Source organism: Formosa sp. Hel1_33_131, from assembly GCF_001735745.1.
Taxonomy (GTDB): Bacteria; Bacteroidota; Bacteroidia; order Flavobacteriales; family Flavobacteriaceae; genus Hel1-33-131.
The window spans coordinates 1,132,443-1,157,071 of sequence record NZ_CP017260.1; the positions used below are offsets into that span (position 1 = coordinate 1,132,443).

Here is a 24,629-nt window from a genome sequence, read left to right on the forward strand (position 1 = left end):
AATTTGAAGCACATAGAGCAAAACCTAATTCCAATAATTTGAAACCATTGTAAAATGAATTTGTTAACTTTAAAACTCTTAAAACTGACCTCTTTTAAAAAAGCATGTATTTTGTTTTTTTTATGCCTAATAGGCACATCTATATATGCACAAAAAAGAAGTGTCCGTATTGGCTATATAGATACCGAATATATTCTAGAAAATGTCACCGAATATTCTAATGCCAATGCACAATTGGATTCTAAAATCCAGCAGTGGAAAAGCGAAATTGAAAAACGCTTAACAGAGCTCGAGGATCAAAAAAAGCAACTTAATAATGAGCGTATTCTTCTCACAAACGAACTTATTTCTGAGCGTGAAGAAGATTTACAAATTATTGAAAATGAAATTATTGAGTACCAGCAAAACCGTTTTGGTCCAAATGGGGATTTGATGATTCAAAAACAACAACTCATACAACCGATTCAAGATCAAATTTTTGCAGCCGTTCAAGAAATTGCCGCATCCAAAAAATACGATTTCATATTTGACAAATCTGCCGATGTTGTGATGCTGTATTCTGCAGACCGTTATGACATTAGCGAGCAAGTTTTGCGCACCATCAACAGATCGTCTAAGAGAACCCAAGTGGACTCTAGAAAAGAACGCAAAGAAGCAGAGGAAGAGGAAATGATCGTAGAAGTGGACGGCACTAAAGATGACCGTCAAAGATTATTAGACGAAAGAAAAGCTGAACGCGAAGCATTGTTAGAAGAAAAGCGACAAAAGAAATTGGACGCTCGTGAAGCAAGAAGAAAAGAAGTGCAAGCTAAAAAGCAAAAAGCACTAGACAAACGTGCAAAGGCAAAATCGGGTAAAACATCTACGACTCCTGAAACCGCTACAGAGGCTAAAGAAGATACTGAAAAATCTTTAACGACTGAAAGTACCGAAAAAGTAGATCCAAGAGAAGCACGTAAAAAAGAACTTGCCGCTAAAAAACAAAAGGCATTAGATAAACGTGCCAATGCAAAAGCAGAAAAAACAACTCCCAAAACAACAGCTGCGAAAGCTTCAGAAGTCCTAAATGATAGAGAAGTTCGTAAAAAAGCATTGCAGGAAAAGAAAAAACAAGCTTTGGCTGAGCGTAAAGCACGACTTGAAGCTCAGAAGAAGAAAAGAGATAGCATTAGAAACAATAAATAAATTTAAATCATAAACACAATTACAATGAAACACTTAAAATCACTTTTATTAGCAACTACACTTTTTGTTGCAACAAGTTTTACAGCACAAGCACAAAGTAAAGTTGCGCATATTAATACGCAAGAATTAGTAGAAGCGATGCCAGAAATGCAAAGTGCAAAAGCAGAATTAGAAAAATTGGCTAAAACCTATGAAACGGATATTCAGGCTATGGCCACTGAATTACAAAACAAAATAAAACAATACGATGGTGAGTCTTCTACCAAAACTGATGAAGAGAATGGAAAACGTTTACAAGAAGTTCAAGGAATGGAACAAAGTATTCGTCAATACCAAACACAAGCACAGCAAGACTTACAGAAAAAAGAGTTTGATCTTTTAAAGCCAATCACTGAGAAAGCAAAAAATGCGATTCTTAAAGTTGGAAAAGCAAAAGGATTCGATTATGTACTTGATGCTTCTCAAGGGCAAGGCGTTATCTTTGCTGGTGGTACTGACTTATTAGTAGACGTAAAAACTGAATTAGGGTTTTAATAAAACACCTCTCAAATAATTTATAAAAAGCTGCCTCTATTAGAGCAGCTTTTTTATTTTTGTAATGTATGAGTTCAAAACCCATTGGTATATTTGATTCTGGCGTAGGAGGCCTTTCTATTTGGAGTGAAATCCATCAACTGCTTCCTATGGAATCTACTGTGTACCTTTCGGACTCCAAACATGCTCCCTACGGCCCTAAGGGAAAAGAAGCCATCATTAATCTTTCTATTAAAAATACAGAGTGGCTCATGAATCAAGGCTGTAAGCTGATTGTTGTGGCTTGCAATACAGCCACAACCAATGCTATTGATACGTTAAGGAAAAACTACCCCATTCCCTTTATTGGTATTGAACCGGCTATCAAACCCGCAGCACTTCAATCAAAATCTAAAGCAATTGGGATTTTAGCAACGAAAGGCACGCTTAGCAGTCAATTGTTTCACGAAACCTCTCAACTGTACTCTAGTGATTTAATAGTGATAGAACAAGTGGGAAACGGCATTGTAGAGCTCATTGAAAATGGCGCCTTGTATTCTGATGAGATGAAGCACTTACTTCAAAGCTACCTCCAACCCATGCTTGATGCTGAAATAGATTGTTTGGTTTTAGGCTGCACACATTATCATTTTTTGACTCCTATTTTAAAACAGCTATTGCCTAAGCATGTCAAAATTATTGACTCTGGAAAAGCAGTTGCGAAACAAACAAAGGCAGTCTTAGAAAGTAATATCTTGTTGAATACTAAAACTTCTGTGGAACCGAATCGTTTTTATACCAATGGTGAAGAAAACGTGATTGCTTCACTCCTGAAATCTGAAACGGCTTCTATTAAAAAATTAGCGTTTTAGTTTTAATTTACACTCGGGCAATTACAGTCGTATTTTTCTTTCTTACATCCAAAGTTAAAGCCTAAGGTCACTTGGTGATAGCCTCCGTTATTAAAAACTACCGAATTCGCTTGGTATGAATACGTATAAGCAAATACAAAGTTATTGTATTCTACTCCTACGATTGGTGTAAAATATTGAAGCTTTTGACTGCTTACACCTGATCCAGTAGAGAATTCAGCACCATCAAAACTTCTTCTGTATGAAATTCCTGCAAATAGTTTTCCAAAATCTAACTCTTTATAGGATTTGAAATTAACGTCAATAAACGATTCTTTGGTAGCATCTTTATAGGCGTACATCAAAGAGGGCTCAAAGCTCCAGTCACTACCGAATTTAGAAAATACATTCCCTGCAGACAGCAAGTAAGTCCTAAGATTGTCATAGCTTATACCTTGTTCATTGATATTAATTCCTTCATTTGCTAAAACATTTTTAACAGTTGCATGCGCATAAAAATTAATGAAATGGTAAGAAAATCCAAAATCAATATTAAAATCGGATGCACTTTGTTCAATCCCTGCAATAATTGGATCAAACTCTAAAAAAGCCGTTTCATCTAGCTTGTATTGAATCAATCCAGCACTCAAACCAAATGATAACATATTTAAATCAATCGTGTTTCTTGAAAATAAAAGGTGATGCGCATAGGTCAAATAAGCCCCTGATTGAGAGTGGTATCCATTTTTGTCATTAAAAAAAATAGCCCCAACTCCTGAAGAAGATTCTCCAATACGTCCATTTATACTCATCGTCTGTAAACTTGGAGCATCTTCATCTCCAAACCATTGTTGACGGCCTGTAAGTCGAACTTTATTACAATTGGAAACACCTGCCATTGAAGGGTGAAGTAAATAATAATTATCCGTTAAATAATCAGAATATATTGGTAATCCTTCCTGAGCGCTTATAGATTGTGTGAACATTCCTATAATGGCAATAAACACAAACTTCTTAAATACTGTCATAAATATTATCTTTTGAGCGTAAAATTCGCTCTTAATTGGTTGATTTTTCCTGTTACAGGCTCATTGTAATCTAATACAAACCAATAATCGCTGGACGGGAGTCGTTCTCCGTTAAAGGTCCCATCCCAACCCTTACCTGTTGGACTGATTTGTTTTAACAATTTGCCGTAACGGTCAAATATATAAATTTTTGAGCTAGATTTCACTGTCATTCCTACGATATTCCATGTGTCGTGATATCCATCGCCGTTTGGTGTGAAAAATTTTGGGTATCCTATCACTATTTTTCTATGAGTAATCTCATTACAGTTCAAAAGATCCCGTACATAAATAATATGTTCCCCTATCCTAACATTTTCAAATAGGGTCTCCCGCTGCCAGGGTCCAAAATCAACTCTATACTCATAAACGCCTGTGCCTACAACGCTAACTTCTAGTTGATTATTGTCTGAAAACACGGGGGATAGTAGTGTGACATCTATGCTTTCGGGAGGATAGGAGCTTACGACTTCGGTGCTGGCTGGTATGCGACAACCGGAGGCGAGGTTCGTTGCGAGTACTGTGTAGATGCCTTCTGAGTTTGGAGAGAAGGTGGCGCTGGTGGCGCCGGGTATTATAAAACTATTGGGGTCAAAATCAACTTCTTCGATGCTGCCCTTGTACCATTGAAAACTGTAAATGGCAGTACTTAGCTGGGTGTCGATTGGGGGGATGGGTAAAAATGTTTGGGTGACTGGACTAATGACTTGGTCGTTTTTGTTTAGACAGATCATATAACGGTCTAAGATGCCTATTTCGGGGACGGGATTGACAATGATGGTTAAGGGAATGATTATAAAGCAGTGATTTAATTTTGGTTTGACCCGAATATAGATTTCCTGTGTCAGAACAATGGTGTTTTCAAAGTTGGTGGGGTCTGCAATATTGTTTGTATTGCCTGATTGTGCATCCATTTGGTCTTCGTAGTAGCTGATGTCAAAGTCTGCGGGGTTGAGTCCGTTTAATATTTGGGTTTCTCTTAATGTTAGATCAAAGTAATCAAAGCCGTTGTTGTCGATCTCACATTCTTCTATCGGGGTGGGGGTTTTGTTTACATTGGCGTACAATACGGTGATTAAGTCTAGGGTGATGGTTTTTGTACATTGGTTGGTGCCTGTGGCGAGTATGAGGATTGTTCTTGTGAAGGTGTTGTTTGTATAGGTTGTTGGATTGGGGATTGGATTGTTGGTGTCTAAATCCTGTTGGGTTTCAAAGTAGCTTAGTACGATGCTGGGGTCGTTGTTTGTGATTTGGTCTTTTCGGATGGTTAAATCATAGACTGTGGTTACTTGGTCGTTACATTCAATGATCGGATCGGGAGTGAATAGAACGGGGTTTAAATTTACGTGTAGTTGAAAGTTGATGTCGGTGCGCACGCATTCTCGTACATCTAGATTCATGTTGTTGTCTGGGTCAAATTGGGCTCTTACGTAAATGGTTTGGGGGTTGGTGGTGTTTGAGTAGGTGTTTGGATTTGGAATGGGGATGTTGTTTATGGCGTCTTGTTCACTTAGGTGGTAGCTGATCAGGATGGGGGTGGTTTGACTGCCTATGAGTTCGGTGTCTTTGGTGGTTAAGTCAAAGGTGGTTTGAGTCGTGTCGCTACACAAAACATAGTCTGTAATGGTGCTGCTTTCTGGAAGAGGGTCAACGTTGAGGGTGATGTGGTGTCCGAGTCCCAAACAGGCATTGACATCGTTACTGTCGACACGGGCATAGATGTTTTGGGTGGTGGGATTTGCGCTGTTTCTGTATTTGGTGATGTCTGCTATGGGATTGGTCTCGGCTAGGGCATCGGCTTCTGAGATATAATAGGAAACGGTGAGGTTCTGATTGGTTGGAAGTTGGGCAAGGACTTGAGCGGTGGCATCACTAAAATCAAATGCGGCAACGCCATTGGAGTTGTCGTTATCGACTTCTGTGTCGTCACAAACATAGTATTCTAGTTGAAAGGTGGAGGGGATGAGTGTGGCGCCTACGACTAAATTTATTTTTGAGACTCTAAAACATCCATGGATGGTTTCGGCTCGTGCATAGACAATACTCATTACTGGGGTTGGGTTGGTGTAAATGGTGGGAGTGGTGATCTGATCTGCTAGAAGGCCCATTTCTGCCTTGGCTGAACTCAGGTAGTAGGTGAAGGTTTCATTGGTATAGTCACTGGATATGAGTTGATTGGCTTCGGTTAAGTTAAAATCGGTAATACCATCGGTGTCGGAGTCGCATTGTTTGAGGATGACTTCTAAATTCACTACAGGTAACGGGTTGACTATGAGTTGAAAGCTGCTGGTGCCAAAACAGTCGACATTTAATTTGTTTTCGAGTCGTGCATAAATAGTCTGGGGGTTAGTGGTGTTTTGAATGGGTGCTGTAATTTCGGTGCCAACCACAGCTGCATCGGCAGCAGCCTGATCGTAATAGAATTTAACGGTATAGTCCGAGGCCAGTTGAGTTCCTAAAACCTCCGGAATCTTGGGACTTAAATCAAATTCTACAAATCCATTGGTGTCATCGCCGTCAACTGAATCGTCGCATTGAATAATGGTATTGGGAGTGTTTGCCGTGGGTTGCAATCGAACTTCAATATCAAAACTAACTACCTCATAGCAGCTTTGTGTCATATCGGCAATACGAAGCCAAATGGTTTCTGTCGCTAAGGAGTTTTGATATGGGATTGATAGTGGACTCAGGTTGCCTTCTGCATCGGTCTGACTTGTATGATAGCTAATAGGAAAGTTTGAAGCCGATTGAGTTCCTAATACCAAAACTTCATTGGCTGAAAAATTAAACACTTCCATACCATTGCCGTCTGTTTCACATAATAAAATATCTGCTGGTGGGCTTGTGATCACTGGAGGTGTTGTAAATTCAATGACAATTTCATCAGTTGCTTCGCAGCCACCAACTAAAATAGCTTTAAAATTATACGTTCCATCCGCAGAAACGAGTAGTGTTGAATTGGTCTCTCCTGCCATTAAAGTCCCATCTTTAAACCATTCAAATGTAGTCCCTGCAGCAGAAAGAGTGGTGTTTAATGTAATATCGGTTCCCTGACATCCTGGATTTCCATTTACAATAAGGCGATCATTTCCTAAATCTCCTCCAATATTAAAACTACCACCTTCAATGAAAATAGCAGAATCCCAAGCATCATCTCCCTGATCTGCAACAACAAGTTTTATTTCATAGACAACCCCTGGGGTCACAACCGAAGAGGCTGTTAAAGCTTTTGTGCGTCCTCCATAGTTGGTGTTTCCAACTCCGTAACCCTGAAAGTATTGTGTGTTTGCTCTGCAACTATTTGCGTCGTTGATGTTCCGCACACTTACAGGTGTTCCCGTTGGTAAAACAGCTAAATTCGCATAGCTTGTTGTCCCTACTTCTCGCAACAAAAAGGCAAAACTATCCGCAAAAGTACACTCTGTGCTCCCATTATACTCTTCAGAAGCCATTATAAATCTAAAATCAATCGTATCTACTTGAGGCGTAAAGTTGAATTTGATAAATGTAGCATCTTGAGTATTTGTCTGACCTAAAGCCGCTTCTAAATCTGAATCTCCTGGGGCACCATTTCCATGGTCTATCAAATTACCACTTGTTGTATTCCCCGCAGGGAAGGCTTTCCCTGTAGTCAGTATCACACCTTCTTCAAATGGAAAGGTACTCCCTGTTGGTCTCTTAAAATAGCCGTAGCTTTTAGTTGTTAAATCTCCTGGGGCACCATTTACTTGGAACGTAAAATTATCTACCGAGGAGCAAGAACTTGAGATTATGACTTTTTTAATAAGTTCTTCGGGACCATAGCTGGACTCTGGGAAAGCAGAATCATTAATACTGATAATTTGAGCAAATCCAATAGAGGATATACAGAATGTCAGAAGTGTAAGTAGGTTTTTCATAGATTTGGGTTTCTATTTAAACTGATTTCCTATGAGCTGCTTTGAGTGGATTTTATAGGAACTATTTTATGTTTTCAATGCATTTATCTTTTCAATGTAAAATATGATTTTAGCTGACTGGCCTTCCCTGTTACGGGGTCATTGTAATCTAATACAAACCAATAATCGCTAGACGGGAGACGTTCTCCGTTAAAAGTCCCATCCCAACCCTTACCTGTTGGACTGATTTGTTTTAACAATTTGCCGTAACGGTCAAATATATAAGTTTTTGAGCTAGATTTCACTGTCATTCCTACGATATTCCATGTGTCGTGATATCCATCGCCGTTTGGTGTGAAAAATTTTGGGTATCCTATCACTATTTTTCTATGAGTAATCTCATTACAGTTCAAAAGATCCCGTACATAAATAATATGTTCCCCTATCCTAACATTTTCAAATAGGGTCTCCCGCTGCCAGGGTCCAAAATCAACTCTATACTCATAAACGCCTGTGCCTACAACGCTAACTTCTAGTTGATTATTGTCTGAAAACACGGGGGATAGTAGTGTGACATCTATGCTTTCGGGAGGATAGGAGCTTACGACTTCGGTGCTGGCTGGTATGCGACAACCGGAGGCGAGGTTCGTTGCGAGTACAGTGTAGATGCCTTCTGAGTTTGGAGAGAAGGTGGCGCTGGTGGCGCCGGGTATTATAAAACTATTGGGGTCAAAATCAACTTCTTCGATGCTGCCCTTGTACCATTGAAAACTGTAAATGGCAGTACTTAGCTGGGTGTCGATTGGGGGGATGGGTAAAAATGTTTGGGTGACTGGACTAATGACTTGGTCGTTTTTGTTTAGACAGATCATATAACGGTCTAAGATGCCTATTTCGGGGACGGGATTGACAATGATGGTTAAGGGAATGATTATAAAGCAGTGATTTAATTTTGGTTTGACCCGAATATAGATTTCCTGTGTCAGAACAATGGTGTTTTCAAAGTTGGTGGGGTCTGCAATATTGTTTGTATTGCCTGATTGTGCATCCATTTGGTCTTCGTAGTAGCTGATGTCAAAGTCTGCGGGGTTGAGTCCGTTTAATATTTGGGTTTCTCTTAATGTTAGATCAAAGTAATCAAAGCCGTTGTTGTCGATCTCACATTCTTCTATCGGGGTGGGGGTTTTGTTTACATTGGCGTACAATACGGTGATTAAGTCTAGGGTGATGGTTTTTGTACATTGGTTGGTGCCTGTGGCGAGTATGAGGATTGTTCTTGTGAAGGTGTTGTTTGTATAGGTTGTTGGATTGGGGATTGGATTGTTGGTGTCTAAATCCTGTTGGGTTTCAAAGTAGCTTAGTACGATGCTGGGGTCGTTGTTTGTGATTTGGTCTTTTCGGATGGTTAAATCATAGACTGTGGTTACTTGGTCGTTACATTCAATGATCGGATCGGGAGTGAATAGAACGGGGTTTAAATTTACGTGTAGTTGAAAGTTGATGTCGGTGCGCACGCATTCTCGTACATCTAGATTCATGTTGTTGTCTGGGTCAAATTGGGCTCTTACGTAAATGGTTTGGGGGTTGGTGGTGTTTGAGTAAGTGTTTGGATTTGGAATGGGGATGTTGTTTATGGCGTCTTGTTCACTTAGGTGGTAGCTGATCAGGATGGGGGTGGTTTGACTGCCTATGAGTTCGGTGTCTTTGGTGGTTAAGTCAAAGGTGGTTTGAGTCGTGTCGCTACACAAAACATAGTCTGTAATGGTGTTTCTGTTGGGAAGGGGGTCAACGTTGAGGGTGATGTGGTGTCCGAGTCCCAAACAGGCATTGACATCGTTACTGTCGACACGGGCATAGATGTTTTGGGTGGTGGGATTTGCGCTGTTTCTGTATTTGGTGATGTCTGCTATGGGATTGGTCTCGGCTAGGGCATCGGCTTCTGAGATATAATAGGAAACGGTGAGGTTCTGATTGGTTGGAAGTTGGGCAAGGACTTGAGCGGTGGCATCACTAAAATCAAATACGGCAACGCCATTGGAGTTGTCGTTATCGACTTCTGTGTCGTCACAAACATAGTATTCTAGTTGAAAGGTGGAGGGGATGAGTGTGGCGCCTACGACTAAATTTATTTTTGAGACTCTAAAACATCCATGGATGGTTTCGGCTCGTGCATAGACAATACTCATTACTGGGGTTGGGTTGGTGTAAATGGTGGGAGTGGTGATCTGATCTGCTAGAAGGCCCATTTCTGCCTTGGCTGAACTCAGGTAGTAGGTGAAGGTTTCATTGGTATAGTCACTGGATATGAGTTGATTGGCTTCGGTTAAGTTAAAATCGGTAATACCATCGGTGTCGGTGTCGCATTGCTTGAGGATGACTTCTAAATTCGCTACAGGTAACGGGTTGACTATGAGTTGAAAGTTGCTGGTGCCAAAACAGTCGACATTTAATTTGTTTTCGAGTCGTGCATAAATAGTCTGGGGGTTAGTGGTGTTTTGAATGGGGGGGGGGTGATCTGGGTGCCGTCCACAGCTGCATCGGCAGCAGCCTGATCGTAATAGAATTTAACGGTATATTCAGAGGCCAGTTGAGAACCCAAAACCTCCGGAGTCTTAGTGCTTAAATCAAAGGTTACAAGTCCGTTGGTGTCGTCGCCATCGACTGCATCGTCGCAAAGACTGAAGTCATTCACAGAGGAAATTGAAGGTTCTGAAAAAACATTAAGCGTAAACGAAACGATTTCATAACACCCTGAAGTCAAATATTCAAACCGACCGTAAATAATTTGTCCATGTACCCCTGAGAAAGCTGCTGCATCCGTCACTGAAATTGGATTGGTATCTGCATCTGCATCCGCTTGAGACGTATGATATGTTAAAACAAAATCGGTTGGATTGGGATTGGGTGCAACTATAATAGCATCATTTTGAGAGAGATTGAAAACAACAGAGTTCGTCCCTGTTGTATCACACACAAATAAATCAATCGGATTTGCATGAATTAATTCTGGAATAACCTCAATGCAAACTTCTTTTGTAGATTCACAACCAAAATCATCCATGACACGATAGGTATAACAAAAGTTCCCGTCTGATGGTGGCTGTACAGTGATTATATTCCCCGAGGTATTGGTGATGGTGCTATTCGCATCCCAAGCTTCCGAAGTAATCACAGGAGTAAAAGAAATTTCTGGGGGTTGAATTGTAGGATCAAAATTTAAACCCCATGAGAAAACATACCCATTATCATAAACTTGATTATCCGTAATTTCAATACACCAATCTCCGTTTAAGGGGCTTCCAAGGAGTTGACTAAAAGATTGTACTGGTAAATAAACGCCAGGCACGACAGAAGCGCTAGGTGGGTTTGACCCAGCTATAACAGTAGTGCCGTTGAAAAGAAGTGTCGTTGCTGACATGGAAAAACAATAATCTGCTCCAACTCCAGCAACCGTAGATTCATCGTCATTAGGCTCTCCTAAATAAAGATTGCCACCACTTGGATATTCATGAAGTATAACTTCTTGTCCACTGGGACTGACAATCTTAATCTCTAAATCTTCTAGAAAAGAATGCTCTATATTGACACATATTTCTAAAAGTTGGTTAATAGCATCAAGGGTTTGATTAGATTCATAACAATCTATCGCTACACAAGTAGTATAAACAGCCCCATCTCCATCTGGCAAAAACGTTACGCCACTCACTGGAGGTGAACACTCACTTAAAAAAGAAACCCCTTTTGCAATTCCAGTGATTGTGGTTGATTCTCCAAAACAGAGGGTGGATTTTGTAGCGACTGTGCCTGTGAAATCAACAGGGGGAGCTACCTGAACGACTTGGTTTAATAAATTTGTATTTTTACAACCTGTTGGGTCAATGCTTGTATTGGTATCAGAAATATTTAGATTTACTATATAGACTCCTGGTGTTGCATAAGAGAATGTAGCTGTTTGACCACTTTGTGTTGTCCCATCTCCAAGATTCCATTCATAAGAAGCACCAGCACCACTCGTTCCAAACTGTCCACTGCCTGTTAAGGTAATTTGTTCGTTGGGACATACCCGTATATATCCATCTGTATTAGGAGCTGGAACCGCTGTATCTATTTGAGAAATAATGGTCTGGCAAGGTTCATAACAGGAGATGTTTGCCGTCCAACCATTGGCAGTTGTGGTTCCATCACTCACAAACCCTAGTGTTAAACAGCCAGAAGTGTTGGTCGCTTGGATCACTCCAGGGCTCATAGTTCCTGAGTAAGTACCGATAATAGGATCTGAAATACTTTGTCCATCAAAAATAACTAAGATATCCGTATTGGCTTGAGTATCAAAAGTCGTAAACTCTAATTTAGTGGATTGTCCTGCGTTTTGAGGACAAATTGTAAGGGTATAGTTTTCATTATCTGAGTAAACAGAATTTCCGCCTGAGTCAAATAAAACGCCGCTACATCGAGTGAATGTACCATTTTGCATGTTGATGTCTTGCGCAAAAGCAATACAGCTGACAAGACCAAAGAATGCTGAAAGTAGGGTTTTCATTCTTAATATTTATTTGGGTGTCCTCCAAATATACATAAATTTCTTTACTATCTTTGCGAAAATTAAAAAGATGAAAAAAATAACCGTTTCAATTCAAGAAACTAGCAATGCAAAAATTATAAAATTTGAAACGGATTCATTCCTTACAAAATACGAAAGTTTTGAATTTTCAAATATCGATGAGGCTAAAAATTCACCCTTAGCACAAGAGCTTTTTTACCTTCCTTTTGTAAAAAAGGTGTACATCTCAGGAAATTTTGTTGCTATAGAACGTTATGATATTATTGAGTGGAGCGATGTTCAAACGGAAGTTGGAGAACAGATCGAAAATTACCTAAATGAAGGTGGTCCCGTTATTTTAAATGAAGATAAAAAGAAAAACCCGGTAACTGTGTATGCCGAAAGCACTCCAAACCCTGGGGTTCAAAAATTTGTAGCAAATAAAAGTTTAGTCTCACAGACATTTGAATTCACATCTATTGAGGAAGCTAAGTTATCTCCTTTTGCCACGGCACTCTTTCAGTTTCCTTTCGTGAAAGCTGTTTTTATTGATAAAAATTATGTGTCGGTTACAAAGTATGACATCGTGGAATGGGAAGCCATTACGCTGGAGTTAAGAGAATTTATGAAGTGCTATATTGAAGATGGCAAAGAAATGGTGTCCGCTGCTGCTGCACAGGTTCTAGAAAAAACGACAACTCAATTGGACGGTGCTTATGAATCTTTAGACGATACCTCAAAAGAGATTATAAATATTTTAGAAGAACACATAAAGCCAGCCGTTGCCAGTGATGGTGGGAACATTTTATTTGAGTCTTACGATGCCGCAACAAAAACGGTAAAGGTCATTTTACAAGGCGCTTGTAGCGGTTGTCCATCCTCTACCTATACGCTCAAAAGCGGTATTGAAGCGATGTTAAAAGAGATGTTAGCTGGCAGAGTGGAAATCGTAGAAGCTATTAATGGATAAGAAGTTCCGAGACTTCTTTTCCAATCGCGCTGCCAATAGCGATGCCCATGCCTCCCATTCGAACCCCACAATAGACGTGGTTTGAGAGCTGCTTTACAATTGGTTTTTTTTGAGATCCAACGCCCATAATCCCCGACCAGCGGTATTCTATTTCAAATTCCCTGTCGGGTAGAATTGTGTTTTTAAGCAGTGCTTCTAAAGCATTTTGAATCCGATCCGTTTGAGAAAACTCTGTGGTATTCTCTGTATTAAAATCTAAATTTCGACCGCCCCCTAATAAAATACGATTGTCTATATTTCTGAAATAATAATACCCACAATCTAAATGAAACGTCCCTTTAATATGTAAGTTTTTTAACGGCTTGGTAATTAGAACTTGAGCACGCGCTGGCTGCACATCTTCATTGATTAGTTGTTTTGCAAACCCGTTCGTTGTTAAAATCAATTTTGAAGAAGAAAACTCAAAATGATTTGTTTTGATATCGACTCTATTAGACTGTTCACTATAGGTTTCCACAGTGCTATTGTTTAAAATAATGACACCTTGCTCTTGAACTTTTTTAATTAACGCCTGCATCATTTTTCCGGTATCTATTTGACCTTCAAACTGATTTCGTATGTAGTTGTTTTGAATGCCTGCAAAATCAAAACTGTTAGACACATTTGAAAATACATCAGCTTTAAAAATTGGTTTTAGAAGACTATTGACTTCCTGCATGTTTTTTAAACAGCGATCATAAAGACTGCGGTCTTTTTCTAAAAACAATTCATACCCTCCCAACTGCTGATACGATAGTGCGTCATCTCCAAGAGTATGCCTCAAAAGCTGAAGTCCCCTATGACGTTGGTTGAGAAGTTCTACAACTTCTTCTGTGGTATGTGATTCTAAATCCTGTAAAATTTCACTTAAACTCCCAAAACAGGCAAATCCAGCATTTTTAGTACTTGCCCCTTGAGGAAACAGTCCTTTTTCAAGAATGACTATTTTGGCATTAGAGGCCTTTTTTTTAAGATGGAGTGCCGTACTTAAGCCCACAATTCCGCTTCCAACAATTGTGTAGTCGACATTGTTTAGCCACGTTTTTAGTTCCCAATAGGATAAATTCATGAGCTAAAATTACAATTTTTAATTGGAGTATTTTACACTGGGTTTAGAATAAAAAAAAACTCCGAATCAGATTCGGAGTTTATAATTTAAGCGTCTTCAACAACTTTCATTGTGAAGTCTTCCATGAATTTAGTGGTATAATTACCTGATATATAATCAGGATGGTCCATCAACTGACGGTGAAATGGAATGGTTGTTTTGATGCCTTCAATTACAAATTCATCCAACGCACGTTTCATTTTACTAATCGCTTCTTCTCGTGTTTGAGCGGTCGTGATAAGTTTCGCTATCATAGAATCATAATTCGGCGGAATACTATAGCCTGCATATACATGAGTATCTAAACGAACCCCATGCCCACCAGGAGAATGTAAGGTTGTTATTTTACCCGGAGACGGTCTAAAATCATTAAACGGATCTTCTGCGTTAATTCTACATTCAATGGAATGTAAGTTTGGTGTGTAGTTTTTTCCAGAGATCAACACTCCTGCTGCTACGGATATTTGCTCCCGTATCAAATCAAAATCAATCACTTGTTCTGTAATTGGGTGTTCTACTTGGATACGCGTATTCATTTCCATAAAAAAGAAATTACGATGTTTATCCACTAAAAACTCAACTGTTCCAGCACCTTCATACTTGATATATTCAGAAGCCAACACAGCGGCATCACCCATCTTTTTCCTTAGAGCAGTCGTCATAAAAGGCGACGGCACTTCTTCTGTTAATTTTTGATGACGGCGTTGAATCGAGCAATCTCGCTCAGACAAATGACAGGCTTTTCCATTAGAATCCCCTACAATCTGAATTTCGATATGTCTTGGCTCTTCAATGAGTTTTTCCATGTACATATCGTCGTTTCCAAACGCTGCTTTCGATTCTTGTCTGGCAGCATCCCAAGCCTCTTTAAGGTTTTCTTTTTTCCAAACGGCGCGCATTCCTTTTCCACCACCTCCAGCAGAAGCTTTTAGCATGACAGGATACCCCGTTTCTTTAGCTACTTTGATACAGTCTTCAAAAGTTTCAATCACTCCTTCACTTCCAGGAACGCAAGGAACACCGGCAGCTTTCATGGTTGCTTTGGCATTGGCTTTATCACCCATGCGGTCAATCATATCTGGAGAAGCACCAATAAATTTGATACCGTGTTCTTCACAGATTTTAGAAAACCGAGCGTTTTCAGATAGAAATCCATAACCAGGATGAATAGCATCGGCATTGGTAATTTCTGCAGCGGCAATGATATTAGAAATTTTTAAATAGGATTCGCTACTGGCTGCAGGTCCGATACAAACCGCTTCATCTGCAAATTTTACATGCAGACTTTCAGAATCTGCAGTCGAATATACAGCAACGGTTTGGATGCCCATTTCTTTACACGTTCTTATAACTCTAAGAGCTATTTCGCCACGATTGGCTACTAGTATTTTTTTAAACATACCTTTTTACGCTTTAAAAATGTAAACTTATTATTATGATGGGTCAACTAAAAATAACGGCTGGTCAAATTCAACTGGAGTTGCGTCATCCACAAGGATTTTTACAATCTTACCAGAAATTTCTGACTCTATTTCGTTAAATAGTTTCATGGCTTCAATGACACAAAGCACATCGCCTTCTGAAATTGTTTGACCAACTTCTGCAAATAATGGTTTATCTGGAGAAGGTCTTCGGTAGAAAGTTCCAATAATTGGAGATTTTACCGTAATGTATTTTGAATCTTCCGATACGACGGGTGCTGCTATTTGAACCTGAACAGGGGCTGCCTCATGTGGTGCTGGTGCTGCTTGCTGCATTGGAACCGCAGTTTGTTGAACAACAGTAGTCATTGAGTCCCCAGAACCCGTTTTGATGGTGATTTTGAAATCATCCGTTTCTAATTTCACTTCGCTTGTACCTGATTTAGCTACAAATTTGATTAAATTTTGAATTTCTTTTAAATCCATAATTACAGTTTTATTGTTTGGTTAGTTAGTTTATACATTTAGGAATTATACGCCCATTTAAGGTATATAGACCCCCAATTAAATCCGCCACCAAATGCAGCGAATATTAGATTATCTCCTTTTTTTAATTTTGATTCGTAATCACTTAATAACAATGGAAGGGTCCCAGAAGTTGTGTTGCCATATTTTTCAATATTCATCATCACTTTTTGGGGGTTCAAATTGATTCTGTTTGCGGTAGCATCTATAATTCGTTTGTTCGCTTGATGCGCTACCAACCAGTCAATCTTATCATTGTCTAAATTATTGCGTTCTAATATTTTTTCGGTGGCATCTGCCATGTTAAATACCGCGTTTTTAAAGACTGTTTTTCCATCCTGAAACACATACTGTGAGTGGTCTTTCAGAGATTCTTCTGTGATGGCATTGGCTGATCCGCCATGCGTGGCACGTAAAAATTCACGTCCAGATCCGTCACTTCTAAGGTATTCATCTTGAACTCCAAATCCTTCTTCGTTAGGCTCAAAAAGAACGGCTCCTGCCCCATCTCCAAAAATGATGCACGTTGCTCGATCTTCATAACTGATCATTGAAGAATTTTTATCTGCGCCAATTAGCAGTACTTTTTTATGCTTACCAGATTGTATATAGCTTGACGCGACAGACATCCCGAATAAAAAACTGGAACAGGCAGCGTCTAAGTCAAATGAAAAAGCATTGGTCGCCCCAATTTCAGATGCAGTGTAAGCAGACGTTGAAGCTGCTTTCATGTCGGGGGTAGCCGTTGCCACAACGACAAGGTCTATCGTGGTTGGGTCTAAATTATTTTTTTGGATAAGGTCTTTAGCGGCTTGTATTGCTAAAAACGAGGTGCCTTTATTGGCTCCTTTAAGAATTCTACGTTCTTTAATTCCTGTTCTTGATGTGATCCACTCATCATTCGTATCAACCATCGTTTCAAGAATCTTGTTGGTTAATATAAAGTCTGGCACATAGCCACCTACGGCGGTTATAGCTGCTGAGATATTGGTCATAAAGTCTATTTTTTAACTTGGTGATTTTCAACGGAATTGTGTCGAAAACAACCAAAAAACGTTTCAAAAATAACCTTTTTTGGTTAAAAAAGCCCAAAAAATCATTTTTATTGCGTTTTTAGAGAAAATCTTGTGAAACAAAAAAAACGCTCTAAAAGAGCGTTTTTAAATACTGTATGTAAAATTACCTAGGCTGCGTTTTCTTCCGCTGCTGTAGTATCTACTAAGACTTGTCCTCTGTAGTATAATTTACCTTCATGCCAGTGCGCTCTGTGGTATAAGTGCGCTTCGCCAGTTGTTGGGCAAGTTGCTATTTGAGGCGTAGTTGCCTTGTAATGGGTACGTCTTTTATCTCTTCGTGTTCTGGAGATTTTTCTTTTAGGATGTGCCATTTTCTATATTATTTATCCGTTAGTAATTTTTTTAATGTGTCCCAACGAGGGTCTATATCTTCTTGTTGAGGTTTATTTTCTAAGCTTTGTGGGCTTAATGTTTCAAGTCTTTCAAGTATATCTGAGTCTATAGTTCCATCTTCTACTCCCGGATGAATCCGTTTTTGAGGAAAGGACAGAATAATTAATTCATAGATGTTGTGTGCGACATTAATTTCGTATTCGGCATGCGGGATAATTAAAATCGCCTCATGTTCGTTATTATACTCATTTCCAAACTGAACAACTAAATCAAAACTGGTGTTAACCGCCTGATCAAAAGGCTCGTTTGTTAAGTCACAATCTACGTTAATCGTTCCTTCTGCTAAAAATTTCAACTCTAAAAAGGTTGATTTTTTTTCAAGGTTTAGAACAATTTTAACGCTTACATCGTTAAACTCATCATATTCAAAATGCTCAAAGAACTTATAATCAATTTCGTACTCGTAAACGTGCTTACCAAGCTTTAGCCCTACAAACTGTATGTCAAATGCTTTTAGTGGCTTCATGGTCTCGCATATTTGAGCCTGCAAATATATAAAATTTTATTAAGGCTAACAGCATAGCGTCTCATTTTTTATTTACGTTTTTTTGGCTGCCTCAATAATGGGTTTGAAGTGAGGCTTTGATTCATTTTTCGATTTCTAAAAATAGACATTCCCGAAAAAATAGCTTCTTTAAAAGAGGTGATATCTGCCTCGCCTTTGCCAGCGATTTCATAGGCCGTTCCATGATCTGGTGAGGTGCGAACTTTATTGAGTCCCGCCGTGAAATTGACCCCATTTCCAAACGCTAGCGTTTTAAAAGGAATCAACCCTTGGTCATGATAGGTGGCTACGATCGCATCAAAGTTTTTGTAATTTTTAGAACCAAAAAAACTATCCGCCGAATAGGGTCCATACACAAGCTTTCCTGTCTTTTTGATGGTCTCTAGGGCAGGGCGTAAAACCGTGTCGTCTTCGCTCCCAATCACTCCATTATCGCCTGTATGGGGATTGATCCCTAACACAGCGATGCGTGGCATTCGGATGCTAAAATCCTGTACTAAGGATTTGTATATAATTGAGATTTTCTTTTCTATCAGCTCCGCTGTGATTTGATTTGAGACTTCACTTACGGGAACGTGGTCGGTTAATAAGCCTACTTTAAGATCGTCCGAAACCATAAACATCAAGCTATCGCCTTCGAGTTCTTGGGCTAAATAATCTGTATGCCCCGGGAATTTAAAGGCGTCTGATTGAATGTTATGCTTGTTGATTGGTGCCGTGACCAATACATCAATTTGATCATTTTTAAGATCTTCAACCGCCGCTTGGAGCGATTTTATAGCATATTCACCAATTTTCGGGTCTTCTTCTCCAAAATTTATTTTAACATCTTCATGCCAAACGGAAACCACATTAACTTTAGAGTCCACGGCTTGACTTGCCTTTTGAATTTTATTAAAATCTAGGGGACTCTGAAAGTGTCTTTTGAGAAATGCCACTGTTTTTACAGAAGCATAAATGATAGGCGTACAAAATTCAAGCATACGATTGTCTTCAAAAGTCTTGATGACCAACTCACCTCCTATACCATTTAAATCTCCTATAGAAATTCCAATTTTTATTTTTTCTTCTTTTTCCATTAAAAGTGACGTGTATGTTTGTAATTTTGAATTTACAAATTTAACGAATTAAAAGTATGTTTACGGGAATTATTGAAGATTTAGGGATTGTAAAAAATTTAGTGAAGGAGAATGACAACTTACACTTAACAATTCAAAGTGTGTTAGCGCCAGAATTAAAAATCGATCAAAGTGTGTCCCATAACGGGGTGTGTCTGACCGTCATAGCCCTGACTGAAAACAGTTATACTGTGACGGCAATCAAAGAAACTTTAGACAAAACCAACCTCAACGTTTTAGAAATTGGAGCGACTGTAAACTTAGAACGCGGATTAAAACTTGGCGCACGATTGGACGGCCATATGGTTCAAGGGCATGTCGATCAGATTGGAACCTGTACCAGTGTCAAAACCCAAAATGGGAGTTGGGTGTATTCGTTTAAATACGATGCTTCTTTAGGAAATCTTACGATTGAAAAAGGCTCGGTTACCGTCAACGGCGTGAGCTTGACCGTTGTAAATTCTAAAGATGGTGGCTTTAGCGTGGCGATCATTCCTTATACCTATGAACACACTAATTTTAATCGTTTTGAAGCAGGTACGGTTGTGAATTTAGAATTTGATGTGATCGGAAAATATGTCGCTCGCCTGCATAATGCACGCTAACTTATTTAAGGAGTTTTTTATTCTGAACTTCGAGTAATTGTTTGATGTCTGACAATAACTGAATGTCTGCAGGGGTGGGAACTGTCGCGTCTTTAACATCATCTGCTTTTGTTTTGAGCTTGTTAATGAACTTTACAACAATAAAAATGGTAAACCCAACGATTAGAAAATCGAGAATGGTTTCGGCAAACAAGCCATAATCCAAAGACACTTGACTGGTGGTTTCTGTGGCGGTTCTTAGAATGAGTTTCTTTTCTTGAAAATTAATTCCATCTGATAAAAGCGACAAGGGCGGTAAAATGATGTTTTTTACCAAAACATTAATCACGGCGTTGAAGGACGCCCCAATAATAATTCCGATCGCCATATCAATCATATTTCCTTTAACCGCAAAATCTTTAAATTCTTTAAATAGTTTCATTTTAATTATTTTATTATTAATTACTGGTTTTTACCACCTCAACAGCAGTTGTAAATACGAGTGTTACTTTGTTGGGTGTTTATGTTCTATCCGTCTTATAACCAATCTCTTTTCGAGGTTTCTCTTTTGGTTTAGAAAATAATCGCTGAAGCACTTCATAAATCTCACTAAATTGTTCGTTGTTGCGTGATTCCATTTCATTGATTTTATGCATGATGTCATCATAGTTGTTCGCTAGTTTTCGCAGTTGCACAAAAGTCTCTATGATCTGTACACTCATTTTTACAGCTAACTCACTATTTAAGACGCTCGATAACATTAGGATCCCATGTTCGGTAAAAACCTTTGGTAGAACTGGGGAGAACTTTAATTTTTTTAGGCGGTCGCAATTTGCGACTAGCTGATTCTTTTCTTCTTTTGTCAGTTCAAACATAAAGTTAGAAGGAAAGCGGTTATTATTTCTTTTTACTTGTTCGTTCAAGCGTTTTGTCGTTACACCATAAAGCTCTGCTAAATCTCTATCTACCATCACTTTTTGGCCTCTAATAACATATATCTTATTGATGATTACTTCATCTGGAATGGTGATTTTTTTATTCATTATTCTAAATTTGGTAGGTAAATTTACTATTTAATTTTTAAGGTGCCTATTTGGATTCTTAAAAATTTCAGCTTATCAGATGCTAGTTATTTACGTTGTGGGATACGTTTGCAAATTCTTTTTTTAAATAGTAATATTGGAATGCAGTCGTATTTATGTTCTATCGGCTTTATAACCAATCTCTTTTCGAGCTTGTTCTTCTGGTTTCGAAAATAATCGCTGAAGCACTTCATAAATCTCACTAAATTGTTCGTTGTTGCGAGATTCCATTTCATTGATTTTATGCATGATGTCATCATAGTTGTTTGCTAGTTTTCGCAGTTGCACAAAAGTCTCTATGATCTATACACTCATTTTTACAGCTAACTCACTATTTAAAACACTTGATAACATGAGGATGCCGTGTTCTGTGAATACAAAAGGTGGATACTTTGAATGTCTCCCTCTTTTTAAGGTCGCAATTTGCGACCTTAAAGAAGAATGTTCTTCAGCTGTGAGTTCAAACATAAAAGAATCTGGAAAACGATCTATATTTCTTCTAACTTGTTCTTTTAATCTTTTGGTTTCCACATTATAAATCTCTGCTAAATCTTTATCTAACATCACTTTTTGATCTCTAATAACATATATCTTATTGATGATTACTTCATCTGGAATCGTGATTTTTTCATTCATTATTCTAAATTTGGTAGGTAAATTTACTATTTTAATTTTTATGGTGCCATAAAAATTAAGTACAAAAAAACCTCCCAATAAAAATCAGAAGGCTTGATATAATATAGTTTAGTACAGCTTATTTTGCGTAACTAAATACTTTTGTTTCACGATCCATCCCACCAATATAAGTTAAGATTTCATCGCTGTGAGAATCGATTACTGACCAGAATTTTTTATCATCATCGGTCATTGGACCTCCTAAATTAGCTTCTTCATAAGCTGCAAAGTCAGACCAAGTATTGTAAACCTGGTAGGTATGCCAGCTTGCTCCTGAGCCGTAAAAGTGACGACTTGCATAGGCTGCTACTGCAAGACCACTGTCTTTCAACGTCTTTAAACTTCCGTTTTTGACTCCGTCAGCAAAGACACCGTTTCCACCCCATTTAGTATTGTAAGTGCTTACAACTACCACTTTTTTAGTACTCCAGTCTAAACCTTCTGTTTCGAAAGACATATCTTCTAAACCTTTACTTTGTCTGATTTGATCAGAATGGCCATGCACATACATCGCAACATAACTTTGGTATTCTGCCATAAGCGCTTCTTTTGCTGCGTCGTCTAACTTCATAGCATCCACATTGGCTTCCATGGCGGCATTTGCAAGAGCAGAATCGTTTACTAAATCTTGTTCGTTTGCATAAAAATCGTAAGTAGCAAAAGTATAATCGCCTGCAAATGCATGCGCGAACATTCCAGCTCCTGTAAGGGTTCTGTCCTCAGACATTGAAAGGTTTGTGAATTTTTCATGCAATTCTAAAAACGACTCAGAGTCTTGTCTTGGTACAGAAATATAGGTAATGTTAACGACTTGTGCCGTTACTGCAAATCCTACGGTTAAAAATAATGCGGTAATAAAATTTTTCATAATTGTTATATTTAGTTAATGTTGGTGTTTGATATTATTTTTTGATTGTTTTCTTAAACTGATTCCACTGCGTCACTTTTCCGTTAACAATGTGGTAGTATTCGTAGTACACTTCTGAATCAATATCTGAATCTGGATCCGTGTTTTCAGTTGTAAACTGCGCATTTACCCAGTCGCCAGAATCCATCGTCGTTTCTTCTGACCCATCATCTGTTAGTGTCAATGAAAACGCATAGTCTGTAACCCATTGATTGTTGCCACCAGTCTCAGATGCCGCAGCATCGTTTTTGATTTTATCCACAAATTCTTGAGGGCTTGTTGCTACAAATCCATCATCAAAATTAAGAGAGGCTTTGTCCGCAATAAATGTTTTCATTAGCTCATAATCACGTTTTCCCCATGCAGCATCGAGTTGATTAAAAACGTCTAAAGCAGCAGATGAACCCATTTTTACTTGGTAATCCGTTCCCGTTAAAAACCCATTTGTAGGGACATCGCAAGGAGGTGTCTCAGGACAAGGCGTTGTTTCAGCGCAAGACGTAAAAACGAGTGTGAAGATTAATCCTAAAATTGTAAGTATATTTTTCATAAATCTAATAAATTGGTTAGCTTCAAATCTACTCTTATTAATTGTAAAATACAAGTTAATCTGTTGTTGATGAAGTTTCAGACATGACTTTTCACTCATTTATCGTAATGGATGCGCTTAAAATTATAATTACTTTTTTTATAATAAATTCGCTAAAAATAGTTCTTTTAGGTCGCTTAGAGTCATTGGGGAAAAGACTAAAAGCCAGCAGCTGTCAATTTGATAACTAGTGTATTATTCATAACAATATCCATCTCCTTCATTGTGAGAATTAAATACATCTTCGCTAACCACTAAATTAATGTCGGCGTATCCATTAAGAGAACCATCAGTATCTAAATTGGAGGTGTCAAAATCTCCTACAAACACAAACTCGTTTTCTGAAATTATTTTATCGATGATGGTAAAACAATTTTGATCATCGTCTGAACAAGAAAAGGTTAAAAAGGCGGAAATAAGAAGTAGTTTTTTCGTCATTGAATTGGTTTAAAATACAAATATAATTAGTTTTATATTAAAATCAATTTGTTTCAAAAAAAATGAATTCGTGAAGATGAAATCAACCTTCGGTTTTTCTCATATGCGCTGTTCTTTCAGACCAGACGTCTTAAAACAAAAAAAACTTACGCAAGCAAGCTTGGTAAGTTTTTTTGTTTTAATTCGCAGTCGCACTGCGCTTCATCGTGGAGAAGATGAGATTCGAACTCACGACCTCTTGACTGCCAGTCAAGCGCTCTAGCCAACTGAGCTACATCCCCATTTGATGTGAAACTTGTTTAATTCTTCATTAGATTCAAATCAAGTACTTAAAAATAACTTGCTGCAAATCTAAAATATTTTTTGGACTATTCTGTCACTCTTATGGCACTAATTTATATGGCAGTATTTACAGAGTTATAGATGCTTTTTCTGGTGTTCAATCCCCTAACAACTGCTTAAAACTCCCCGCAGTTTTTGTCCTAATACTCATGCTGTTGTGTTATTAAAAGGCAAAAAAATAACTTAAGTCGAGTTTTGTATCTTTACAAGAAACTAATAAATTAAGATATGAAGTACTTGAAAACAATAATCACAACAATCGTTTGCCTTACAGTTTTGACAGGTTTTACTACTTTAAATAACTCTAAGTCAACAGATGTAATTATTTTGAAGTTAATGGGGAAAAAGCTTGAATCTGCATACGTTATAAATGATGGTAAAGAAGAGAGATTTAGAAATGGTTTAACTGGAGATCAGGCACTAGAGTTTTTTTTAAACGATGGTTGGTCTCTTGAAGGAACAAGCGTTGCGTCAGATGCTGGTAGATTTAGTGTCGTTTATACATTGGTAAAAAATTAAGGCGGTCTTCCGCCTGTTTAATGGTTATAAAAAAAGTCAGGCACATCACTCCCCTTTTAGAATTGCTAAAAACAGGAAATTATAGACCACAATCCTTTTGAAAAGTAAATCCTATAATCAAATGTGATTTCAACTAAAGTCTTTTCCGTACTTTTGACACTAAATTCAATTTATTATGAGCAGTAAATTTTTTGGTAATAAAACCGTAAAGAAAACAGATACAAAAAAAGGTGGCAAATCTGACCTTAAAAATAAAAATACCAGTAAAACCACTGCCGTCCGAAAAACAGGTCGCGGAAAATAG

At 38.3% G+C, this 24,629-nt stretch carries 24 protein-coding genes and 1 tRNA gene; 7 read left to right on the forward strand and 18 right to left on the reverse strand.

The genetic code is table 11. From position 1 onward, the window contains the following. The first annotated feature begins 54 nt into the window (after window positions 1–54). The 3 genes from FORMB_RS05035 to murI all read left to right on the forward strand — a co-directional run bounded on the left by FORMB_RS05035 (window position 55) and on the right by murI (window position 2,570). A complete protein-coding gene (locus FORMB_RS05035; RefSeq protein ID WP_069676415.1) occupies window positions 55–1,185 on the forward strand; it encodes an OmpH family outer membrane protein in 1,131 nt (376 codons plus the stop codon). A 24-nt stretch (window positions 1,186–1,209) separates the two neighbouring features. Further along, window positions 1,210–1,719, forward strand: coding sequence for an OmpH family outer membrane protein (locus tag FORMB_RS05040; protein WP_069676416.1), 510 nt, complete (start codon window positions 1,210–1,212; stop codon window positions 1,717–1,719). Window positions 1,720–1,787: 68 nt separating this feature from the next. Further along, the gene (gene murI / locus FORMB_RS05045; protein WP_069676417.1) at window positions 1,788–2,570 is read left to right on the forward strand and encodes a glutamate racemase; all 783 of its coding nucleotides are present in this window, start codon (window positions 1,788–1,790) and stop codon (window positions 2,568–2,570) included. Window positions 2,571–2,572: 2 nt separating this feature from the next. On the opposite strand, the gene FORMB_RS05050 is transcribed toward murI, so the two are convergent. The 4 genes from FORMB_RS05050 to FORMB_RS05065 form a co-directional block, all read right to left on the reverse strand. After that, entirely contained in the window at window positions 2,573–3,577 is a 1,005-nt protein-coding gene (locus tag FORMB_RS05050) for a PorP/SprF family type IX secretion system membrane protein (protein WP_069676418.1), read from the reverse strand. 5 nt (window positions 3,578–3,582) lie between these two features. Beyond that, window positions 3,583–7,515: a choice-of-anchor L domain-containing protein gene (locus tag FORMB_RS05055; RefSeq protein WP_069676419.1), complete on the reverse strand. Its 3,933-nt coding sequence runs from the start codon at window positions 7,513–7,515 to the stop codon at window positions 3,583–3,585. A gap of 83 nt (window positions 7,516–7,598) precedes the next feature. Further along, a complete protein-coding gene (locus FORMB_RS05060) occupies window positions 7,599–9,740 on the reverse strand; it encodes a T9SS type B sorting domain-containing protein (protein ID WP_069676420.1) in 2,142 nt (713 codons plus the stop codon). 200 nt (window positions 9,741–9,940) lie between these two features. Beyond that, window positions 9,941–12,034, reverse strand: a complete 2,094-nt coding sequence (locus tag FORMB_RS05065; RefSeq protein ID WP_069676421.1) for a PKD domain-containing protein — start codon at window positions 12,032–12,034, stop codon at window positions 9,941–9,943. Between the two features lie 70 nt (window positions 12,035–12,104). Here FORMB_RS05065 and FORMB_RS05070 point away from each other — a divergent pair, with 70 nt between their 5' ends. After that, complete coding sequence (locus FORMB_RS05070) at window positions 12,105–13,004, forward strand: NifU family protein (RefSeq protein ID WP_069676422.1); 900 nt, start codon at window positions 12,105–12,107, stop codon at window positions 13,002–13,004. Here the strand turns inward: FORMB_RS05070 and FORMB_RS05075 are convergent. The 7 genes from FORMB_RS05075 to pdxA all read right to left on the reverse strand — a co-directional run bounded on the left by FORMB_RS05075 (window position 12,994) and on the right by pdxA (window position 19,150). Then, complete coding sequence (locus tag FORMB_RS05075) at window positions 12,994–14,112, reverse strand: NAD(P)/FAD-dependent oxidoreductase (RefSeq protein ID WP_069676423.1); 1,119 nt, start codon at window positions 14,110–14,112, stop codon at window positions 12,994–12,996. The genes FORMB_RS05070 and FORMB_RS05075 overlap by 11 nt on opposite strands. A gap of 86 nt (window positions 14,113–14,198) precedes the next feature. Then, window positions 14,199–15,551 (reverse strand): acetyl-CoA carboxylase biotin carboxylase subunit, encoded by a 1,353-nt coding sequence (accC, locus tag FORMB_RS05080; RefSeq protein ID WP_069676424.1) that lies wholly within the window; start codon window positions 15,549–15,551, stop codon window positions 14,199–14,201. Between the two features lie 33 nt (window positions 15,552–15,584). Further along, complete coding sequence (gene accB / locus FORMB_RS05085) at window positions 15,585–16,058, reverse strand: acetyl-CoA carboxylase biotin carboxyl carrier protein (RefSeq protein ID WP_069676425.1); 474 nt, start codon at window positions 16,056–16,058, stop codon at window positions 15,585–15,587. 38 nt (window positions 16,059–16,096) lie between these two features. Next, window positions 16,097–17,092, reverse strand: coding sequence for a beta-ketoacyl-ACP synthase III (locus FORMB_RS05090; protein ID WP_069676426.1), 996 nt, complete (start codon window positions 17,090–17,092; stop codon window positions 16,097–16,099). Between the two features lie 188 nt (window positions 17,093–17,280). Then, the gene (gene rpmF, locus FORMB_RS05095) at window positions 17,281–17,484 is read right to left on the reverse strand and encodes a 50S ribosomal protein L32 (protein ID WP_069676427.1); all 204 of its coding nucleotides are present in this window, start codon (window positions 17,482–17,484) and stop codon (window positions 17,281–17,283) included. A gap of 8 nt (window positions 17,485–17,492) precedes the next feature. Further along, window positions 17,493–18,032, reverse strand: coding sequence for a YceD family protein (locus FORMB_RS05100; protein WP_069676428.1), 540 nt, complete (start codon window positions 18,030–18,032; stop codon window positions 17,493–17,495). 68 nt (window positions 18,033–18,100) lie between these two features. After that, window positions 18,101–19,150, reverse strand: a complete 1,050-nt coding sequence (pdxA, locus tag FORMB_RS05105; RefSeq protein ID WP_069676429.1) for a 4-hydroxythreonine-4-phosphate dehydrogenase PdxA — start codon at window positions 19,148–19,150, stop codon at window positions 18,101–18,103. Window positions 19,151–19,206: 56 nt separating this feature from the next. On the opposite strand from pdxA, the gene FORMB_RS05110 reads away from it, so the two are divergent. After that, complete coding sequence (locus tag FORMB_RS05110; RefSeq protein ID WP_069676430.1) at window positions 19,207–19,794, forward strand: riboflavin synthase; 588 nt, start codon at window positions 19,207–19,209, stop codon at window positions 19,792–19,794. 1 nt (window position 19,795) lies between these two features. On the opposite strand, the gene mscL is transcribed toward FORMB_RS05110, so the two are convergent. From mscL to FORMB_RS05145, 7 genes are all read right to left on the reverse strand, one after another. Continuing rightward, on the reverse strand, window positions 19,796–20,215 hold the full coding sequence (gene mscL / locus FORMB_RS05115) for a large-conductance mechanosensitive channel protein MscL (RefSeq protein WP_069676431.1): 420 nt from the start codon (window positions 20,213–20,215) through the stop codon (window positions 19,796–19,798). 79 nt (window positions 20,216–20,294) lie between these two features. Next, entirely contained in the window at window positions 20,295–20,816 is a 522-nt protein-coding gene (locus FORMB_RS05120) for an ORF6N domain-containing protein (RefSeq protein ID WP_069676432.1), read from the reverse strand. A gap of 342 nt (window positions 20,817–21,158) precedes the next feature. Further along, the gene (locus tag FORMB_RS12975; protein ID WP_231925569.1) at window positions 21,159–21,491 is read right to left on the reverse strand and encodes an ORF6N domain-containing protein; all 333 of its coding nucleotides are present in this window, start codon (window positions 21,489–21,491) and stop codon (window positions 21,159–21,161) included. 118 nt (window positions 21,492–21,609) lie between these two features. Further along, window positions 21,610–22,398 carry a hypothetical protein gene (locus tag FORMB_RS05130; RefSeq protein WP_069676433.1) on the reverse strand — a complete coding sequence of 263 codons (789 nt, stop codon included), beginning with the start codon at window positions 22,396–22,398 and terminating at the stop codon, window positions 21,610–21,612. A gap of 34 nt (window positions 22,399–22,432) precedes the next feature. Next, on the reverse strand, window positions 22,433–22,987 hold the full coding sequence (locus tag FORMB_RS05135; protein WP_069676434.1) for a hypothetical protein: 555 nt from the start codon (window positions 22,985–22,987) through the stop codon (window positions 22,433–22,435). Between the two features lie 234 nt (window positions 22,988–23,221). After that, window positions 23,222–23,464 carry a hypothetical protein gene (locus FORMB_RS05140; protein WP_069676435.1) on the reverse strand — a complete coding sequence of 81 codons (243 nt, stop codon included), beginning with the start codon at window positions 23,462–23,464 and terminating at the stop codon, window positions 23,222–23,224. A 207-nt stretch (window positions 23,465–23,671) separates the two neighbouring features. Beyond that, a tRNA-Ala gene (locus tag FORMB_RS05145) sits at window positions 23,672–23,745 on the reverse strand. A gap of 289 nt (window positions 23,746–24,034) precedes the next feature. Here FORMB_RS05145 and FORMB_RS05150 point away from each other — a divergent pair. After that, on the forward strand, window positions 24,035–24,325 hold the full coding sequence (locus FORMB_RS05150) for a hypothetical protein (protein ID WP_069676436.1): 291 nt from the start codon (window positions 24,035–24,037) through the stop codon (window positions 24,323–24,325). Between the two features lie 175 nt (window positions 24,326–24,500). Further along, on the forward strand, window positions 24,501–24,629 hold the full coding sequence (locus FORMB_RS13255; protein ID WP_257784857.1) for a hypothetical protein: 129 nt from the start codon (window positions 24,501–24,503) through the stop codon (window positions 24,627–24,629).

Bases quoted from the DNA above. Each gene is read 5' to 3' on its own strand.
- FORMB_RS05075 (WP_069676423.1), bottom strand. From the start codon at position 14,112: ATGAATTTATCCTATTGGGAACTAAAAACGTGGCTAAACAATGTCGAC.
- FORMB_RS13255 (WP_257784857.1), top strand. From the start codon at position 24,501: ATGAGCAGTAAATTTTTTGGTAATAAAACCGTAAAGAAAACAGATACA.
- FORMB_RS05135 (WP_069676434.1), bottom strand. From the start codon at position 22,987: ATGAAAAATATACTTACAATTTTAGGATTAATCTTCACACTCGTTTTT.
- FORMB_RS05050 (WP_069676418.1), bottom strand. From the start codon at position 3,577: ATGACAGTATTTAAGAAGTTTGTGTTTATTGCCATTATAGGAATGTTC.
- FORMB_RS05120 (WP_069676432.1), bottom strand. From the start codon at position 20,816: ATGAATAAAAAAATCACCATTCCAGATGAAGTAATCATCAATAAGATA.
- FORMB_RS05130 (WP_069676433.1), bottom strand. From the start codon at position 22,398: ATGAAAAATTTTATTACCGCATTATTTTTAACCGTAGGATTTGCAGTA.
- FORMB_RS05140 (WP_069676435.1), bottom strand. From the start codon at position 23,464: ATGACGAAAAAACTACTTCTTATTTCCGCCTTTTTAACCTTTTCTTGT.
- FORMB_RS05110 (WP_069676430.1), top strand. From the start codon at position 19,207: ATGTTTACGGGAATTATTGAAGATTTAGGGATTGTAAAAAATTTAGTG.
- accB (WP_069676425.1), bottom strand. From the start codon at position 16,058: ATGGATTTAAAAGAAATTCAAAATTTAATCAAATTTGTAGCTAAATCA.
- FORMB_RS05060 (WP_069676420.1), bottom strand. From the start codon at position 9,740: ATGGGCCTTCTAGCAGATCAGATCACCACTCCCACCATTTACACCAAC.
- rpmF (WP_069676427.1), bottom strand. From the start codon at position 17,484: ATGGCACATCCTAAAAGAAAAATCTCCAGAACACGAAGAGATAAAAGA.
- FORMB_RS05035 (WP_069676415.1), top strand. From the start codon at position 55: ATGAATTTGTTAACTTTAAAACTCTTAAAACTGACCTCTTTTAAAAAA.
- FORMB_RS05070 (WP_069676422.1), top strand. From the start codon at position 12,105: ATGAAAAAAATAACCGTTTCAATTCAAGAAACTAGCAATGCAAAAATT.
- FORMB_RS05090 (WP_069676426.1), bottom strand. From the start codon at position 17,092: ATGACCAATATCTCAGCAGCTATAACCGCCGTAGGTGGCTATGTGCCA.
- FORMB_RS05055 (WP_069676419.1), bottom strand. From the start codon at position 7,515: ATGAAAAACCTACTTACACTTCTGACATTCTGTATATCCTCTATTGGA.
- FORMB_RS05065 (WP_069676421.1), bottom strand. From the start codon at position 12,034: ATGAAAACCCTACTTTCAGCATTCTTTGGTCTTGTCAGCTGTATTGCT.
- pdxA (WP_069676429.1), bottom strand. From the start codon at position 19,150: ATGGAAAAAGAAGAAAAAATAAAAATTGGAATTTCTATAGGAGATTTA.
- mscL (WP_069676431.1), bottom strand. From the start codon at position 20,215: ATGAAACTATTTAAAGAATTTAAAGATTTTGCGGTTAAAGGAAATATG.
- accC (WP_069676424.1), bottom strand. From the start codon at position 15,551: ATGTTTAAAAAAATACTAGTAGCCAATCGTGGCGAAATAGCTCTTAGA.
- FORMB_RS12975 (WP_231925569.1), bottom strand. From the start codon at position 21,491: ATGAATGAAAAAATCACGATTCCAGATGAAGTAATCATCAATAAGATA.
- FORMB_RS05040 (WP_069676416.1), top strand. From the start codon at position 1,210: ATGAAACACTTAAAATCACTTTTATTAGCAACTACACTTTTTGTTGCA.
- FORMB_RS05100 (WP_069676428.1), bottom strand. From the start codon at position 18,032: ATGAAGCCACTAAAAGCATTTGACATACAGTTTGTAGGGCTAAAGCTT.
- FORMB_RS05150 (WP_069676436.1), top strand. From the start codon at position 24,035: ATGAAGTACTTGAAAACAATAATCACAACAATCGTTTGCCTTACAGTT.
- murI (WP_069676417.1), top strand. From the start codon at position 1,788: ATGAGTTCAAAACCCATTGGTATATTTGATTCTGGCGTAGGAGGCCTT.